This window comes from Desulfothermus naphthae, assembly GCF_054657475.1.
The window spans coordinates 1,294,917-1,312,344 of the sequence record NZ_BAAHYQ010000001.1 but is presented as its reverse complement, the minus strand read 5'-3'; the positions used below and the strand labels follow the sequence as shown (position 1 = coordinate 1,312,344).

At 36.0% G+C, this 17,428-nt stretch carries 12 protein-coding genes; 2 read left to right on the top strand and 10 right to left on the bottom strand.

Annotated features, from left to right (window positions below; genetic code table 11):
* The first annotated feature begins 10 nt into the window (after positions 1-10).
* Positions 11-1,024 carry a FecR domain-containing protein gene (locus tag ACYQ1E_RS06370; protein WP_459876723.1) on the top strand — a complete coding sequence of 338 codons (1,014 nt, stop codon included), beginning with the start codon at positions 11-13 and terminating at the stop codon, positions 1,022-1,024.
* 7 nt (positions 1,025-1,031) lie between these two features.
* The gene (locus ACYQ1E_RS06365) at positions 1,032-3,134 is read left to right on the top strand and encodes a CHASE2 domain-containing protein (protein ID WP_459876720.1); all 2,103 of its coding nucleotides are present in this window, start codon (positions 1,032-1,034) and stop codon (positions 3,132-3,134) included.
* A 29-nt stretch (positions 3,135-3,163) separates the two neighbouring features.
* On the opposite strand, the gene ACYQ1E_RS06360 is transcribed toward ACYQ1E_RS06365, so the two are convergent.
* The 10 genes from ACYQ1E_RS06360 to ACYQ1E_RS06315 all read right to left on the bottom strand — a co-directional run bounded on the left by ACYQ1E_RS06360 (position 3,164) and on the right by ACYQ1E_RS06315 (position 17,419).
* On the bottom strand, positions 3,164-4,516 hold the full coding sequence (locus ACYQ1E_RS06360) for a tetratricopeptide repeat protein (RefSeq protein WP_459876717.1): 1,353 nt from the start codon (positions 4,514-4,516) through the stop codon (positions 3,164-3,166).
* A gap of 182 nt (positions 4,517-4,698) precedes the next feature.
* Positions 4,699-5,859, bottom strand: a complete 1,161-nt coding sequence (gene icd / locus ACYQ1E_RS06355; RefSeq protein WP_459876714.1) for an NADP-dependent isocitrate dehydrogenase — start codon at positions 5,857-5,859, stop codon at positions 4,699-4,701.
* 20 nt (positions 5,860-5,879) lie between these two features.
* The gene (locus tag ACYQ1E_RS06350; RefSeq protein ID WP_459876711.1) at positions 5,880-6,500 is read right to left on the bottom strand and encodes a DUF3786 domain-containing protein; all 621 of its coding nucleotides are present in this window, start codon (positions 6,498-6,500) and stop codon (positions 5,880-5,882) included.
* Between the two features lie 133 nt (positions 6,501-6,633).
* A complete protein-coding gene (locus ACYQ1E_RS06345; RefSeq protein ID WP_459876708.1) occupies positions 6,634-7,530 on the bottom strand; it encodes a dihydropteroate synthase in 897 nt (298 codons plus the stop codon).
* Between the two features lie 80 nt (positions 7,531-7,610).
* Positions 7,611-8,954: an acetyl-CoA decarbonylase/synthase complex subunit gamma gene (gene acsC, locus ACYQ1E_RS06340; RefSeq protein ID WP_459876704.1), complete on the bottom strand. Its 1,344-nt coding sequence runs from the start codon at positions 8,952-8,954 to the stop codon at positions 7,611-7,613.
* Positions 8,955-9,050: 96 nt separating this feature from the next.
* Complete coding sequence (acsB, locus tag ACYQ1E_RS06335; protein ID WP_459876701.1) at positions 9,051-11,288, bottom strand: acetyl-CoA decarbonylase/synthase complex subunit alpha/beta; 2,238 nt, start codon at positions 11,286-11,288, stop codon at positions 9,051-9,053.
* Positions 11,289-11,315: 27 nt separating this feature from the next.
* The gene (locus ACYQ1E_RS06330; RefSeq protein ID WP_459876698.1) at positions 11,316-12,917 is read right to left on the bottom strand and encodes an acetyl-CoA decarbonylase/synthase complex subunit delta; all 1,602 of its coding nucleotides are present in this window, start codon (positions 12,915-12,917) and stop codon (positions 11,316-11,318) included.
* A 137-nt stretch (positions 12,918-13,054) separates the two neighbouring features.
* Entirely contained in the window at positions 13,055-15,013 is a 1,959-nt protein-coding gene (locus ACYQ1E_RS06325) for an ASKHA domain-containing protein (protein WP_459876695.1), read from the bottom strand.
* Positions 15,014-15,065: 52 nt separating this feature from the next.
* Positions 15,066-16,613, bottom strand: coding sequence for an ASKHA domain-containing protein (locus ACYQ1E_RS06320; protein ID WP_459876693.1), 1,548 nt, complete (start codon positions 16,611-16,613; stop codon positions 15,066-15,068).
* Complete coding sequence (locus ACYQ1E_RS06315) at positions 16,613-17,419, bottom strand: 50S ribosomal protein L11 methyltransferase (RefSeq protein ID WP_459876690.1); 807 nt, start codon at positions 17,417-17,419, stop codon at positions 16,613-16,615. Before ACYQ1E_RS06315 ends, ACYQ1E_RS06320 begins: the two co-directional genes overlap by 1 nt.
* Positions 17,420-17,428: the final 9 nt, after the last annotated feature.

The window sequence follows — 17,428 nt, the reverse complement described above, 5'->3', positions numbered from 1 at the left end:
GAGTTTTATTATGAAAAGATATGTGAATCTATTGATATTTATTTTTTGTTGTACATCTGTTGGATATGGAGGATGGTTAAAGATACCATTTGGACGTGTTATCTTATATAAGGGTTGTCCTAAAGTAAATAATAGTACTATCCAGTTAAAACAAAGGATATATGTAGGAGATATAATTAAAACAGACTCCAATTCCACTTTACAGATAAAAACAAAAAAAGGAGATACCCTGTATATTGGTCCAAATAGTCATATAATAATAAAAGATAAAACAAAAGTGAAGATCAAAAGTGGAGTTTTTAGATCTATTATACATAAGTTAAAACCCAATGAAGCATTTAAGGTAGTTAGTGGTGGCGGAGTTGCAGGTGTCAAGGGAACAGAATTTATTGTATATTCTAAGGATAACGCGTCTGTTCTTTTTACTAAAGAGGGGGTAGTGACTTTAAAAAATTTAAATTCAGCTGTTGATATTCTATCAAAAGAAATGTCACAAAGTGGTGTCAATATTGCTCCTATTCAACCTATTAATTATGAAAAAGACCAAACATTGAGGAATATGTATGAGATGTTATATGAGGTAACGGGAATTGTAGTGCCAAAAGAGATGAAAAAATTAAAGGAACTTCCGGAAATCATTGCCAGATGGAATATTAATTATACAAGTTATTTGGTTGATAAAAAACAATTTAAAGAAGCGTTAAAATATCTTGATATAGCATTTTTATTCACATCAAATTCAGATGTAAAGGCCGAGATATTATTTCAAAAATCCATTATAGATACCAAATTTTTAAATAATTATACTTCAGCTATTGATCATTTAAAAACAGTTGCAACTGATTATAAAGATACCAAATTTTATGAAGATGCAATTTTCCACCTGGGTTTCATCTATTTAGAAATAAAAGATTTAGATATGGCTAATAGATACTTTAAATTATATAATAAATTGTTCCCACAGGGTAAATATAAAAATCAAATTAAGGTACTTATAAATAAGGCAAAAGAAAAGAAAAAGTAATATTTAAATGAGAAAATATTGGATATATCTTTTTATATGTTGTTTTGTAATTTTGTGTGGCTATTTTTTATATTTTGAACAATTTGAATTTTTTCAAACAATAGATGATAGGATACAAGATGTAAAATTTAGATTTAGAAAAACAGTGAAACCTTCAAACAAGGTGCTATTAGTTGAAATAGACGGCAAAAGTATAGACAAGATTGGGAGGTGGCCCTGGAAACGCAGTGTTATTGCTCAGTTAATAAAAAAAATAGATAAATTAGGTGCTAAAACCATAGCTTTGGATATGGTCTTTTCTGAATATTCAAATAAAAAAGATGACGAGATATTGACAAAGGCTATTTCTGATTCAAAAAAAGTGGTGTTGGGATTTTTCTTTAGAAGTCAGGAGAAAAAAAATGAAAAGGATATAGCAAATAAAAATTTACCTGATTATTGTATTGAAAATATTCAAGTGATAGGAGAGGTCGATACCATTCCTATCAAGAATTTTCCTACAGCTGAAACAAATATCTATCCTATTTCATCGGCTGGTGTTGGAAAGGGTTTTTTTTCTGTGTTCCCTGACAGTGATGGAATATTGAGGAGATTGCATTTAATAGCAGCCTTTGAAGGATATTTAATGCCATCCTTATCTCTTGCAGCTATATCAAATTACCTGTCCCAGCCAATATTTGTAATTATAGATAAATATGGAGTTGTTGAGTTAAAGGTTGATAACAAAAAAATTCCTGTATCAAATACTGGAAGTTTACTTATAAATTTTTATGGAAAAGGACATACAATACCACATGTATCTGCAATAGACATTTTACAAGGACATGTTAGTAAAGATATTCTAAAAGACAAATTGATTTTTTTGGGTGTAACGGAAAAAGCTGTAGGTGATCTGGTTCCTACACCAACTGATCCCAATTTCCCAGGCACTGAAGTACATTGTACAATGGCATCAAATATATTACAAAATTTTTATCTTGTCAGAAATACTTATGTCTATTTAATAGATATTTTATCCCTACTTATTATTCCTGTTATACTTACAACTATTTCTATGAAGACTAAAAATACCCTTCTTTCTCTTTTGAATTTTTTTGTATTTGGCGTGCTTTATGTTTTTTTTAATATTTATTTATTTTCAGCATATAATATAAGAATTGCTACTATATATCCATTTGTTCAGTTTATTTTATCTTTTGTTCTCCTTGAGTCCTATAGAAATTTTGTAATTGAACAGAGATCTAGATATCTAAAAAAGGCCTTTAGTAGTTATATAGCTAAAGAACTTGTAAATGAGGTTTTAAGATCTCCAGAAAAACTCAAATTAGGGGGAGAGAAAAGGGTAGTTACAGTACTTTTTTTGGATATTAGAGACTTCACATATATATCTGAAAATTTAAACCCTGAAGATCTTGTGAATCTGTTAAACAGCTTTTTTGGTCCTGTTACGGATATTATTTTGAAAAATAAAGGAATGTTAGATAAATATATAGGCGATGCAATAATGGCACTTTTTAATGTACCTGTTGACCTTCCTGATCATGCAAAAGCAGCTGTTAAATCGGCAAAAGAAATTATTGAATGTGTAAAAGATTTTAATGATATTTATAATAAGAAAGGTTACCCCCAAATAAGAGTTGGCATTGGAATAAATACTGGTGAAGCAGTGGTTGGTAACTTGGGTACAAAAACTAGATTTGATTACACTGCAATAGGAGATACAGTAAATTTAGCCAGTAGAGTTGAAGGTCTTAATAAATATTTTAATACCAATGTATTAATGACAGAATATACAGCAAAAAAATTATCTCGAGAGGATTTTCTCATTAGATATATTGGAAAAGTAATTGTTAAAGGAAAAACTTCACCAGTAAAGCTATATGAATTGATTACTGATTTAGATTTAACCAATGATGATATAAATGATTTTGAAAGAGCTCTAGATTTGTTGTCAAAAGGAGATCTGCATATGGCAAAAAATATATTTGAACGGTTGTACAAAAAATTTAATGATTATTTAAGTGAGTATTATCTTAAATTAATAACAAATATAACTCATCCACATGATTTAAACTCAGATTTAAGTATTATTAGATTTGATAAAAAATAAGAGTCTATATTTTTATTTATTTTACATTGTTATTTATTCAAAATTTTATTTAAAATCTTTTTGGGCAGTTCGTAATCTGGATTTGCTTTTAGAGACTTTTTAAAAAATTCCATTGCCTTTTCCATGTCTTTTGCTTTATAAAAGATCATACCCATATTATATAACACAATCTCATTGTCCTCACCAAAATCAGGATTTCTCCTAAGAAGTACATTAAGTATTCCTTTGGCCTTTTCCACGTCCCCTGCCTCTAAATATGCCATTGACATATTATACATGATTCTTTCATTAGCTGGATCTATTTTTAAGGCCCTTTTGTACTCTTCTATTGCCAATTCCGGCTTTTTTTGTTGTCTGAGACAAATTCCCAGCCTATTTAAGGTCTCAATGTCACTAACATCAAGGATCTTTTTAACATCCAAGGCCTTTCTATAATATTTTTCTGCAAGAGATGTATCTATCTCCATAAGTGTATCCGCGATTTTTAATGCGAGATTCCCTATTTCTTCTTTTAGTTGTTTTGTAGCAAGGCTTATGGCGCTATCTAAATATCTTTCTCCTTGTTCCTTATCTCCTAATTCCAGAGAAATAGTTCCAATTTCCACCTTTCTCTCCACATTGAGGGGACTAAGTTTATCTAATTTTTTTAGATATTCTAAAAGGGACTTTTTATCACCAGTCTCTTTACAAATTTCAACTAGTCTCTTTAATGGCTCTAAATAAAGTTTCCGATCATTATGTGCCATTAAATAACACTCTTTGGCCCTTTCTATCTCGTGCATTTTTTTGTAAATATCTCCCTTGATCATAAGGGCCGCTGGACTATTTGGCTTTATCTTAAGTATCTCTTCACATTTTTTTAATGCTTCTTCTAAATTATCTTTATTTAAATAGTCCTTTGCCTCTTCTATCATCTTCCCCAGCTTAGTTGGTGGTTTTACTGTAAAGGCAATCTTTTCTATAAGGGTATTCATGCTATAGGGTCTTGTTATAAAATTATTGACCCCCATTTCGTAAAATTTTATTAAAACCTCTTTCTCCACTTCATCGGTTATCATTATAATGAATACTTTTTCTTTATAGCTCTCCTTTACAAAACTTAATAAATTTGTAGTTTGAGAGCCATCAAAAACTCTATCTAAAAATAAAATCACTTTATGTTTGAGCTTTAATTCCGCATTAATCTTGGAAACTAATTCTTTTTTTGAATAACAGGATATCAAACAATTCTTTTTTATTGCAAGTTGTTTGTATAATAACCTATTAAGCATTTTAATAAGGTTATTATCTCTACTATAAGTAATTATAATTCCTCCTTTTTCTACAAAAGCTATTATTATTTTCTCATACTTGCTATATTTCATTCTCTCTTTTATGTTCACATCACTTCCCTCCCTACTGAAGTAGTTTTTTCAACTGGCTTTATCGTAACTAAGGGATGATCTCTTAATCAGTCCAGAAGAATAGCTCTGATAGGAAGAACCTTGTTTTATATAAACAGCATTGTTATTATAAAAATTATTCGGCCTAAGTTTGTAAATAACAAACCCAGGCCATCATACTGTTATTCTATATTTTCTGCTATAATTTCCCCAAATCTCTTACATCCTACAACCTTTGCCCCATCCATAAGCCTTGCCAGATCCTGAGTTACTTCTTTTTTAAAAATAGCCTTTTCAATAGCTTTTTGTATCTTAAAAGAAGCATCCTTCCATCCCATGTATTCTAACATCATTCCACCAGATAATATCAAACTGCATGGATTGGCTGTGTCAGTCCCAGCTCTTTTAGGAACTGAACCATGGGTGGGCTCAAATAATGCCAGATCATCTCCAATATTTGCTCCAGGAGCCAAGCCAAGTCCTCCTACTTGAGCTGCCAGGGCATCTGATATGTAGTCTCCATTTAAATTAGTCGTGGCAATTATATCGTATTCTGCTGGACGGGTTAAAACCTGCTGGAACATATTATCAGCTATCCTATCTTTTATTACAATTTTGTCCTCACCATTACTTTCCTCACCTTCTTTAACACAAAATCTTTTAAACTTATCTTCTTCAATAACCTCGTAACCCCATTTACAGAATGCCCCTTCTGTAAATTTCATTATATTACCCTTGTGCATAAAGGTAACGCTTTTTCTCTTATTTTCTATGGCATACCTGAGAGCCTTTCTAATAAGTCTCTTTGACCCTTTTTCAGTTATAGGTTTAATTCCTATTGCTGCACTACCGTCAACATCCACACCTAATTCATCTTTCATAAATTCAATTAATTTCTTTGCCTCATGGCTTTTGGCTTCCCACTCAATCCCAGCATACACATCTTCTGTATTTTCCCTAAAAATAACCATATCCACCAGCTCTGGATGTTTCACAGGTGTCTCGAGTCCTTTAAAATAACGAACAGGTCTAATACAGGCATATAAATCAAAGGTCTGTCTAAGTGTCACATTTAGACTCCTAAAACCCGTGCCTACAGGGGTAGTCAAAGGACCTTTTATGGCTACTTTGGCATCTTCTCTAAGTGTTTTGAGTGTTTCTTCAGGAAGATATGAACCTGTTTCTTTATATGCCTTTTCACCTGCAAGTAGTTCTATCCACTCAATCTTTTTTGTCCCTCCAAAGGTTACATCCACCGCCCTATTAATTACCATTTTGGCTGCCCTAAATATTTCAGGACCTATTCCATCGCCTTCAATATAATAGACCTTTTTTACATCCATCAGGGACTTTTCCTCCTTTTTTAAAGATTTCTCGATATACCAATTAATTTATACACAATCATTCCTGATAGCCATGCCACATCCTCTGGGGACAGAATATTTGATATACTAGCATCAAAAAGTATATTTCCAGATGGAGGGAATTCTTCATCTCCTTTCCACAAGATCAATTTAACAGGCACAAAAGGAAAAAAGTAATATAGAAATCCAATATCTCCTTCATTTATCCTTTTTCCGTCTAAAACATTAAAGCTTTTTTCAAAAAGCTCTAAATTATTTCCAAAGACCTTTACCATTGGAGTTATTGCCCTGGCAGTAAATGGCCCAAAATAAAAACTCGCACCTGGTATTTCCCTATATGAAATCCATTCATCATAAATATCAAGGGGCTTTTTGCCCTGTAAATAATGTAATATTAATATCTGTTCAGGTAATGGAATCTCCTGATTTGCATCTTCTCTATTCTTAAATTGAAAATCAGGGTACGAAAGCTCATATATACTCCCTAGAAAAGGTATCTCCATTTTATTTTCGCCAGATATATTAAATCCACTTCTATTTGCCAGGTATTTAAAGCTCTCATTTTTTAACTCTTCAATAGCTTTTGCCCTGGCCATTTTGTAATCATCTATTCTAGGCATAAAATTATCCTCCCAAAAAAAGTGAAAACAATAAAATGATATCAAAAAATCTTCAGAAAATCCACTTATAAAAAAACCCTATCCTTACGTAAATAAGGACAGGGTTTTTAATTTTTATTGAAGCTAAAAAAATTTATAGTTCTAACCAGGAATCCGAGTATAAAGTTTTTCCAAGGAGGACATTTGTGGTCTTTACATAGTCCTGAAGCTCTTTTGGGAGATCATCCAATTTTGGCTCATTACCGTCCATTGTTTGATAGATAACATCTACTATATCCTGGCGTTCACCCCTTGCTATAGCATTTAATATGTCGTCTTTTGGATCAGTAATAATTGACTGCATTCCGTTTTTCATGAGCATTACACCATAGGTCTGATTTAAGATTGGCCGTAAGTGATCAGGTGCCCCATTTGACACATTGGAAAGACCACATGTGGACCTCACACCTGGAAACATCTCAGCTACCTCGCCATATAACATCTCATAAAATTTAAGGAGCTTAAGAGCATGGTCTTGTTGAACATTTACAGGGGTTACAACTCCGTCAACCCAGATTTTTTCATTGGGTATACCAGCTGCATTTGCCGCTGTTAAAAGTTCAACACAAAGGGCTACCCTTTCATGTTCATCCCTTGGAAGTCCTTCAGGTCCCCACATAAGTGCCACAAAATCTGCATTATATTCAGCAGCCAGGGGTAACATCTTTTCATACCTTTCAGGTCTGCACATAATTGAATTAATAATTGGTGGTTTGTCACAAACCTTTAGACCAGCCTCGATTGCATCAATATTTGTAGTATCTAAAAGAAGAGGCAGATCTACAACTTCCTGAACTGTTTCAACCACCCACTGCATAAGATCTGGTCCATCCTTTTTTGCAGGGCCAATATTTAAATCAATATAGTCCATGCCCTTTTCTTTTTGAAAAAGGGCTTCTTCCTGGATGGGCTTTTTATCCCGTTCTTTAAAAGCCCTGCCTATCCTTTTTACCATTACATTTAAACTCTCTCCAAAAAGTAACATTGTCATATCAAAACCCCTTTACCTATTTATTCTGTTACAAAAAAAAGGGCAACCTCCCCTTTAGGTTGCCCTTAAATCATACCTACTTATTGCCTTGCTTTTAAAAATGCTGGCAGATGCGCAGCCTCTCTTGGTCCAACTATTATCTTCCAATCCGGCAGCTCTTCCTCTAATTCACCAACTATTGCAGCAGCATAACCAGGAATAATAAGTTCCTTATGCTTTACCTTTTGATCAATTCCAGATTTCTTTACAAACAATCCTACCTCATCACCAGAGAATTTACCTGCAGCCCAAGCAGTAAGTACTGATAGACCTTCTGTATCTTTGATAAGCAACCAGCTACCTACCTTTGATGCCTCAACTTCACCAGATACAATAAAGTAAGTAAGAGCAAAGTTAGAGGTAACGAGTACTGGCGAATTCTCATCTGGCTTACCAATTTCATAAATACCCTGTGTAACTGTCATTGGCCTCTGTGGATCTGTAAAGATGTTTAAACGCTGCAACAGTAATGGGAATAAGGATTCTGGTTGAAAATCTGAAAGTACGACAATCCCACCATATTTGGCTATAAATGTGGCTGCTATAATAGTCTCTACATCTAAGTTTGAGGCCATTTCACATGGAAATGTAATAGTTGGATATCCCAGAGCCCTGTTTTTCTGCCTTACTGCCGCACGTCTGATTGCTACCTGATCTATAAATGCCTGTTTTGGCTCCCTGGCACCTGTGTCAATTACTAGGTCCTTAAGATCCATTTCTGCCAATTTTTCTGTTAAAGAAATCAAATTTTCTATTGAATCTGCCTTAACAGCAATTGGGACATTATTTTCCTTTGCCAGGTTACCATAATCTTCTACATTGTCCTTTGTTGCTGCATAAATAAGAGGTCTTTTAAACTTTGTAACCTCTAACGCAGCTTCCATAACTTCTTTGTTTTCAGACATTAATATCAAATTAAATTCTGAGGTCTCTGCGATTAGCTTGGCTTTTGCGGCGAATTCATCTTTGTTTCCATTTACATCCTTTAATGCAATCAACTCAGGACGCAAATTAAGACCTACCCTTTCATATTGAAAGGCATTCCACACCTTTAACTTATTTTTAAGCTCATCCTCACCAATATCAGAAGTTACCAGAGCCGCAATTGCAGTTGGTCCAACAAATGTCTTCTCATGTCTATATTCAACAGTCTCGCCTCCAATTTTTACCTGCCTCACACCTTTACCTAACATTACTGAACGTACTGGAGGTGCTGATGCTTCAGCCAATTTTTCCCTGGCCTCATCAGACACATATGGACACTGATCCAACTCAGCCTTCCCAGCTGCCAAATTCATGGCAAAAGCAAGACATGTAGCACACCCACATTCCTTACAATTTGTCTGTGGAAGAAGCTTAAATATTTGAATTCCTGTTAGACCCATTTTACTCTCCTTAACAATAATTATCTTAGGGTATTAACCCTTTTTTATTTCGAATAATCAAGGGGGGCCTATTTTGCCCCCTATAGCCACCCCCTATTAGCCAGCAACCATTGGCTCAAGCTCTAAAGCTGGATGTTTCTTTTCTTTTAAGAATGGCAGGATCTCTTCTTCAGTTGTGCCAACAGTCTCATCTGCGATTCTATCTATTAAATCAGGAATACCAAGCTCTTCTCCTCTTTTAATTAGCCTCTCTCTGAGCTCTTCTTTTAACATCTTTGGCATCCATACAAGTCTTAAGAGTCCGCCATCAGGTTTATCCTTTGGACCATCACCACGCAGGAATTTTCTCTGGGTAATATTAAACTTGGAATGTCCAACAAAACCTGGAGTTTGGGCTCCACCCCCAACTGTTCCTGCCAGTGTAGTAAATGGCATACCACATGGAGTCGGACCTTGATATTCTCTGTTTACTGTCATTACACCATTACACTGTGGCAAGACTGCTGCAATACACTCACAACATCCACAGGTGGTCATTGGTCTATCTAAAATTGAGTAAAAGGTATAACTGGAAATACCACCTTTTGATGCCTTATAGACAAATTCATTAACACCCTTCCATTCACCTTTCCATGGATCTAAACATTCACCCTTTTCAATGGGCTGGTTTGGACCAGTTGGATTGATTTCATAAGATGCCTTACAATCCATCCAGTTATATGCTCCACAAAGACCTGTCCTCTCTGGAGATACTGTACATACATGGTTTGGAGCAAAGGACTGACACAATGTGCAGGAATAGTAAATTTCTACGTCTTCATCTCTCATCTTCTCAACACGTTCATCACGATATTTGTAAACTGCCCTGGCCTTAGCAGTTATTTTATCTACATCTTCCTTATTTGTATATAAGGTTACCTGCACCTTATCTAAAATCTTCCCAAAATCTTGATGGAATTTTGCATGAAGAACCACACCTATATCTTTTAAGGTAAATCCTTTTTCAACTGCTGCTTTTGATACCCTTACCCAGGATATATCCCTTTGACCTATATGCATTACACCCTGGATGTAGTTTACCAAATGATGGATTTGCCTCTCTAAAATAGGCTCGAAGTCTTCCTGGAATTCCCTACCAGCAACCTGTACATAAATCCCAAGTGGCAGTACGTCCCCTTCTTTTAGATCTGGTACATCCTTACCAATAACCTCTACTTTCCCATCTTCAATCTCATTCATATTTGCCATCTGGACAAGTTCTGTACACTGGGTCTTACCACCGCCCATTTGGCAGAAGAGATCTCCCTTTCTTACCCTCTCACCTTCGTATGCAGGACCAAATGCGCATGGTATATCCACCTTGGATACTGTGACCTTAAGTCCCCTGACCTCAATTGACTTTTGAACGATCTGGTCATGGGGAACATTGGCGACCACGTGCTCATAAGTACATACCCCATAAGGTAATATCTCAGGTATATCTGTATCAGCTATTGTTGGAAATCCCCAGTTAACTGCTCCACCAGCTGCTGCAGCCCATTCTGCATTTACATCACCTAAAGCGTTAATAAATGCAAATACACGGTTTTTATTGTATAGCAAAATCTTTTGATAATCGCCAGGTTGCACACCTCCAAATGCCATTGCCACCCTATTGGCAAAACCAAGGGCAAAAACTGCGGCTGAAATTTCAGGGCCAAATGGAACAATACGTGTATTCCATCCAATCTGTACTCCAGCCTCAAGTAATTGTTCGGCAACTGTGGTCCCGTTTTGATTTGCTGCTAAGAATATGTAAAGATTTTTTTGCTGATAATCTTCAACAATCATCTTGGCAGTCTCTATATCTGGAGCAGCACCAACTATTGCTGCAAAACCAGGTGCAGAACCATCAACAAACTCAACTCCCCTTTTCCTGAAAATAATATCGTCAGCTGCCCCTAACCATATCTTTCCATTTTCTTCGTCTATTTCCTCAGAATGCAGGTAAAAATCTGGCTTTTCCAGGTAATTTAATGCCTCATCAATCTCAAATGCAAAAATTGCAGCCATACCTGCATCTAGTAGGGGACCTAAATAGGGCACATGATGGTGTCCCTTAACATGAGGTGGAAGGAGTTGCCTTGCAAACTCCAAAGGTTTCTTCATATCTTCCAATTTCTCAACCTTGTGTCCTGTTAAAGAATAAATTACTGGTAAATAATATGCTGTATTTGGAAATCCAACCTTTGTGGATGCTTCATATGTCTCAAGGATCCTTTTATAACGCCCCTCTACCTTTGATACTATATTATATGCACCCTGTATACATGCAAATGCCACTAATTTAGACATATCCATCTCCTTTTTTTATTTTATTTATTATGCAGCCCTTTTGTGGATTAAATTTAATTCATAAAGTTGCCTTTCTGGGCCGCTTGTGGGTACATTTTCTGGATATACCTGTTTTTCTTCCTCTTTTTGTCCCTTTTTGAGCTCTTCATATTTCTTTCTTACTGCCTCAATATCTTGTTCAATCTTCTTTTTATATTCCTCTTCTTCTTTTTTCTTGGCCTCTTCTGCCTTAGCCTTTTCTTCTTCAATTTTCTTTAATTTTTCTGCCTTTTCAGCCTCTTTATCTACTTCAGGTTTAATGATATTAAGCTCTTTTAACACCTCCTGTACTCCTTGTTTTATCATTTCAGCCAGTTTTTCTTCATCAACTGCTACACCAGTAGCTGGTGCTTTTTCCTTTGGTTCAACAGCTTTTTCTTCTTTCTTCACCTCTTCTTTCTTTTCCTCTGCCTTTTCTTCTTTCTTTTCTTCTACCTCTTTCTCTTTCTCTTTCTTTTCTTCTACCTCTTTCTCTGGCTCTTTTTTCTCTTCCTCCTTAGGTGGTGCTGCTTCCTTTTTAGCTGCTGGTGCTGCAGCCTTTTTCTCTTCTTCTATTTTTAGATCTGGCTCTGGTGAATATTGTGCATAATCAATACTTACCCCTGGGAGTAACTTTTCTATTGGTGCTATTTCAGTCGCCATCCCGCCATCAATCATTAAATCAATATATGCTCTAACCAATTTCACAGTTTCAGGGTGACGCAAAATAAGAAGAGAGGATCCTGCAATCAAATAACTTATTGCAGTCACACTCTCCATTAAAATACCCCTTCTCTCAGGATCTCCTAAAAGTGGGGCAGTCTCTACTGTATCTTTTGCCTCTTTACACTTCCAGACTTCAAATGAGAGATTATTTATAATGGGATTCTGTAATTTATCATCACCAAAGGTCATGGCAGCAAGCATGATTCTTTCCATGACTGAGTAGGAATATTCTAAACCATAACCCAAGCCACCAGTTGTTGGATCAATAATTACCCTGTCAAGGGGCAAACCCAGATTCTCCAACAAGATATTAATCTGCTTCGCTAGATTAATATCAATTGGAGAAGATGCAATAGCTGTATGGTTAAAACCCATTACAGAGGCACCAATTTGTTTGTGATTTGCATCTTCAATTGGGCCTATTGCCAAATTCTTTCCCTCGCACTCTTCACCTATCTTCTTTAAGACCTCAGCATCCTTTTCCACATTTGAGCATCCCCACACAATTACCGGTACATCAACTGCATCTAATACACTTTTTACAGTCGCAACTGCATCTTCAGCAGATGCATTTTTGTCATTTGGATCAATGGATCTAAGCTGCAGGGCAATGGCATCTGCTCCATACTGTTCAACACACTTTTTAGCCCACTTTGCAGGGTCATTTAAACAATCTTTAAATGGTTCCTTTGCTGAATCAGGCCACTCCGGGGGTTCCATGTCCCAAACTTCCATGGCTATTTTGGGTTTATTGGGAATGTCTCCCTCAAATGTGTAAAAGGGCAGACATGTCTGTCCCCCCAATTTCAGGGCCTTGTCACCGGTCCCAATGGTGACTTCCTTGATCGCTCCTGAATAGTTTTCTTTAATGATCTCAAAGCCCATAAGCACTCCTTCCCTTTAAAAATATTAACAAAAAAGTTCTAACTTGTTAAAAACCATTTAGCTGCAAATTTTTGATATGCAATTAGCTTTAATTCTCAAGATTGTCAACATATAACCCAACTAGACTTTAAATAATTTTATTTTTCTCTTATTCGGCCAAGAATCTTCCTCGTTTCTTTTAATCTTTCATTAACTTTTGGAAAAAGATTTAGATCTGTGTGTGGTAAAAATAAAGATGCTACATAGTTATCCATATAAGATGGTGTTTCTGAGAGTTCAAAATTGGTCATTTTTTTAACTACTTCTACCACATCCCGCCTGATTTGATTGTTTAAAGAACTCATCTTTGCCCCAAGCAAAGAACCGTTTCCAAGATAGGTAATCTTGCTTGTATCCATCTCAGGCAACAGACCTATGGTAATGGCCTTTTCTAAATCAATGTAGCTTCCAAATCCACCAGCTATTATTATCCTGTCTAAATCAGAGATTGATAGGCCAACTTCTTTGAGTAAGGTCATGCAACCACTATAAATTGCCCCTTTGGCACGTATTAGATTGTCAATATCTGGTTCCTGAAGTGTAATATCTCTATCAATACCACTCTCATCAGCCCAACAAAGCACATATTCCCAGATACCCTCATTTTGTCTGATCCTTGGGGTATCCAAATCCCTGTTGAATTTTCCCCTATTGTCAATAACTCCCACTTCAAACAAAGTAGCAACTGTAGTAATAAGCCCAGATCCACATATCCCAATGGGCTTTGCATTCCCAATTGTAAAGACCATTGGTTCTAAAGTAACTGGATCAATAGAAAAATCTTCAATGGCTCCTTTTTCTGCCCTAACACCAAATTTCATCCCTCCACCTTCAAAGGCAGGTCCTGCAGAACAGGCAGCACATGCCATCCAATCCTTATTACCAATTACAATCTCAGCATTTGTTCCAATATCAACATACAGTGTGAGTTCAGGTTCTTTATAAACCATAGATCCCATAATCCCTGCAACTATATCCCCACCCACATAGCTGGATACTGAAGGATATAAAAGGGCAATTACATGTTCACCCACATCTAAACCAAGCTCTCTGGCGTTTAGAGGTGGATACAGGGTACATGTAGGGACATATGGTGCCCGCCTAATATACCTGGGATCAAGCTTTAAAAAAAGGTGTGTCATCGTAGTATTTCCAGCCAGGGTTATAGTTGATATCTCATCATGAGATACCCCAGACTTTTTCATTATCTTTCCAATTACCTTATTTATTGTCCTTAAAACTGCCTGATTCAACTCTTCTAAGCCATTTCCTTTTTCTGCATATACGATCCTGTTTATAACATCCTCTCCATAACTCATCTGTGCATTAAAATCCCCATATTCAGCAAGCACGTCCCCACTATTTAAATCCAAGACCTGACCATAAATGGTCGTAGTCCCAATATCTATTGCAATTGCAAAGTTTCTATTTGTCACGTCTCCTGGCTGGACATTCAATATTCTGGTCTTTCCATCCTCCCTAACAGACCTTGCAAGGGTGGCAGTTACCTTAAAATCTGACTCTCTAAGTACCTTTGCTATCTTTTTGATGACTGAAAAATCGACTTCAAGTCTATGTTCGTTGTGCTTAAGTTTTAAAAAGTTCACAAGCCTTGTAACATCTGCAGAATTGTCTTCATGGCTTGGAGGAGGTAGTTCTAAATATCGCTTTTCAACAGGAGGCAAAAACATGCCCTTTTCTTTAAAATCAATCAAGTCAAGCTGTTTTATTGCTGCCCTTTTTCTCGGGGATGCCTGGATATTTAAGACACTCTCATCCATCTCAGATTCAATTGGAACACGGACCTCTAAATCCTCTAAAATTTCTGACAGACAGGCAAGTCTATATCCTTCTTCTATATCTTCCTTACTCAACTTTTCACTAATTCCACCTTTAACACTCCCTTTTTCAATTTTGACCCTGCATTTTCCACAAACACCATTACCACCACAGGACGCATTTATGTGCACCCCTGCAAGTAGTGCTGCCCTGATAACAGAGGTCCCTACATCTACCTCCACTTCCCTTCCGTGAGGAAGAAATTTTACCTTAGGCATATATACCCCCTTTTTTGTTGTAACAAGGGAAATACCCTTTTTTTAAAAAATTTTATATTTTATTTTTTAACTTAACTGATGGAAATTTTGTTAAATCTGTATGAGGCAAAAATTTTGCCCCACTAAATTTATTCATAAATTCCTGATTTACATTGAGCTCAATATAAGTGATTTTTTCTTCTAACATAAAAAGTTCATCAAAACAGCCAGGCTCAATTAATAATTTTTTTGCACCCTTAAGAGAGGTATTTCCAAGGGGTACAAATCTATCTAAAGGGAGATCAGGAAGCATACCAATGGTAATAGCTGATTTTGGATTAATAAAATTCCCAAAGGTGCCACCTACATAAAATTTAGATATTTGAGATAGGGAAATCCCCACAGTCTCTGCCAGGGTCTCTAAAATTGTGTACATGGCAGCCTTTGACCTTATTAAACTGTCTATCTCAGGCTGGGATATGAGCAAATCTTCGCCTGTGCCAGATTCACTTTTATCTACTAACTTGAGATAGAGTATCTCATCTTTTTCAACAAATAGGCTTTTCTCTCTATCTCTTACAAATTTTCCCCTGATATCTAAAAGACCATTTACAAAAAGCTCAGCAGCCAGATCTATCATCCCAGAGCCACAAATCCCAATAGGAGGCCTATTTTCAATAGTGGTATACTCAAATTTTTTCTTCACAGAATCATATTTTACCTTATCAATTACTCCAGGTGCTGCCTGTTTTCCTATCTTGCTAACACCACCCTCTAAGGCTGGTCCTGCAGCTCCAGCACAGGCAACAAGCCACTGGGAATTTCCTAAAACCACTTCAGCATTAGTGCCCACATCTACAAAAAGAGCTATCTCCTCATTTTTATGCATCTGACATTCAATAAGACCAGCTAAAAGGTCTCCTCCAAAATAGCTCCCGATATTTGGAAACAAAAACACCTTTGTGCCTTTGCCAAGATGTAATCCGACCTCCTCTGCTGAGAAAAGATCCAATCTATTCAAAGGGGGGATATAGGGTTCCCTTATAATCCAGTTTGGTTCAATCCCCAAAAAAAGGTGGGTCATTGCTGTATTTCCTGCAATTGCCACATTCACTATATCCTCAACATCTACTCCAGCTTTTTCACATAACATCTTTATTTTTTCATCTAAATCTTGGACGATCAATTCTCTTATCTCTTCCCTTCCCTTTGGATCTTCAGCATAATGTATCCTGGTCAAGATATCTGGACCAACCTTTGCTTGAGGATTTAAGTAATTTCCACTACAAAGTTCCTGTTTGGATTCTAAGTCCATTATAGATACAACATATCTGGTAGTACCAAGATCAACTCCTACCCCTAAAAATCCTTTTTCATCTTTTCCCTTTATTCCTGTTAAATAATAACCCAATCTATCCCTAAAAAGGGCGCATTTAATCTGAAATCCACTAGCCCTTAATTTAGATGGAAGGTCTTTTAATAAGATTAAAGGAGAAGTGACCCTGGCTATTGATGTTTCTTTTTTTAATGCCCTCTGTAGCCTATCAAGGTCTCCACTATTATCATCTAAAGAGGGCTTTGGCACAGGGAGTTCGATACACCAGCTCTTTAATTTTTCCATCACCTCTGTCCCCCAATTATAGTAGGCCATCCACTTGAGTGTCCAATCACCCTATCTATTTTTACTCCTTTTCTAAAAAGAATATTTTTTATTTCCCTCACTTGATGAGGAAAGATTCCAGATAGAATTAACCATCTAAAATTATTTAAGTTATACAAAGTTGTTACTTGACATATCACATCAAAGTGCATGTTGGCAACTAAAAGATGAGACTTTATAGGAGAAAAATTCAATGCACTGCCCCAGATAGGCAGGATCTTATTTTCCAATTTATTCAAGATTATATTTTTTTTTACAGCCTTTACTGCAAGTGGATTTAAATCAACAGCTAAAATCTTCTCTGCCCCTAATCTGGCACAAAAAAGAGACAAAATACCTGTTCCACATCCAAGGTCTAAAACCTGTTTGATGTTTTTGTCTTTAGTAAAAACATAGTCAATAGCAATAAGGCAGTTATGTGTTGTTGCATGCTGGCCAGATCCAAATACTACCCCTGGATCCAGGACAATATCTTTTTGGTTTATTCTATTAACATTCTCCCAGATCGGGATAATCTTGATTCCTCCTACCTCAAAGGAGTTTATCTTGCCCCCAATCCAATCAAAATAATCTACTTCAAACCTGTCTTTTAATTCCAGTTTTTTATCTTTTTCCACAAGCTCATCAATTAATTCATCATGGGATTTTGAAAAAAACAAAAAACTATCTCCAGATTCTAGCCAACAACCAATATAATCTGGCCGATCAAACTCTTTTGTAACCTTTCCCCTAATATAATAGATAAACAATTTATCAGGATAACTCATAATATGAAT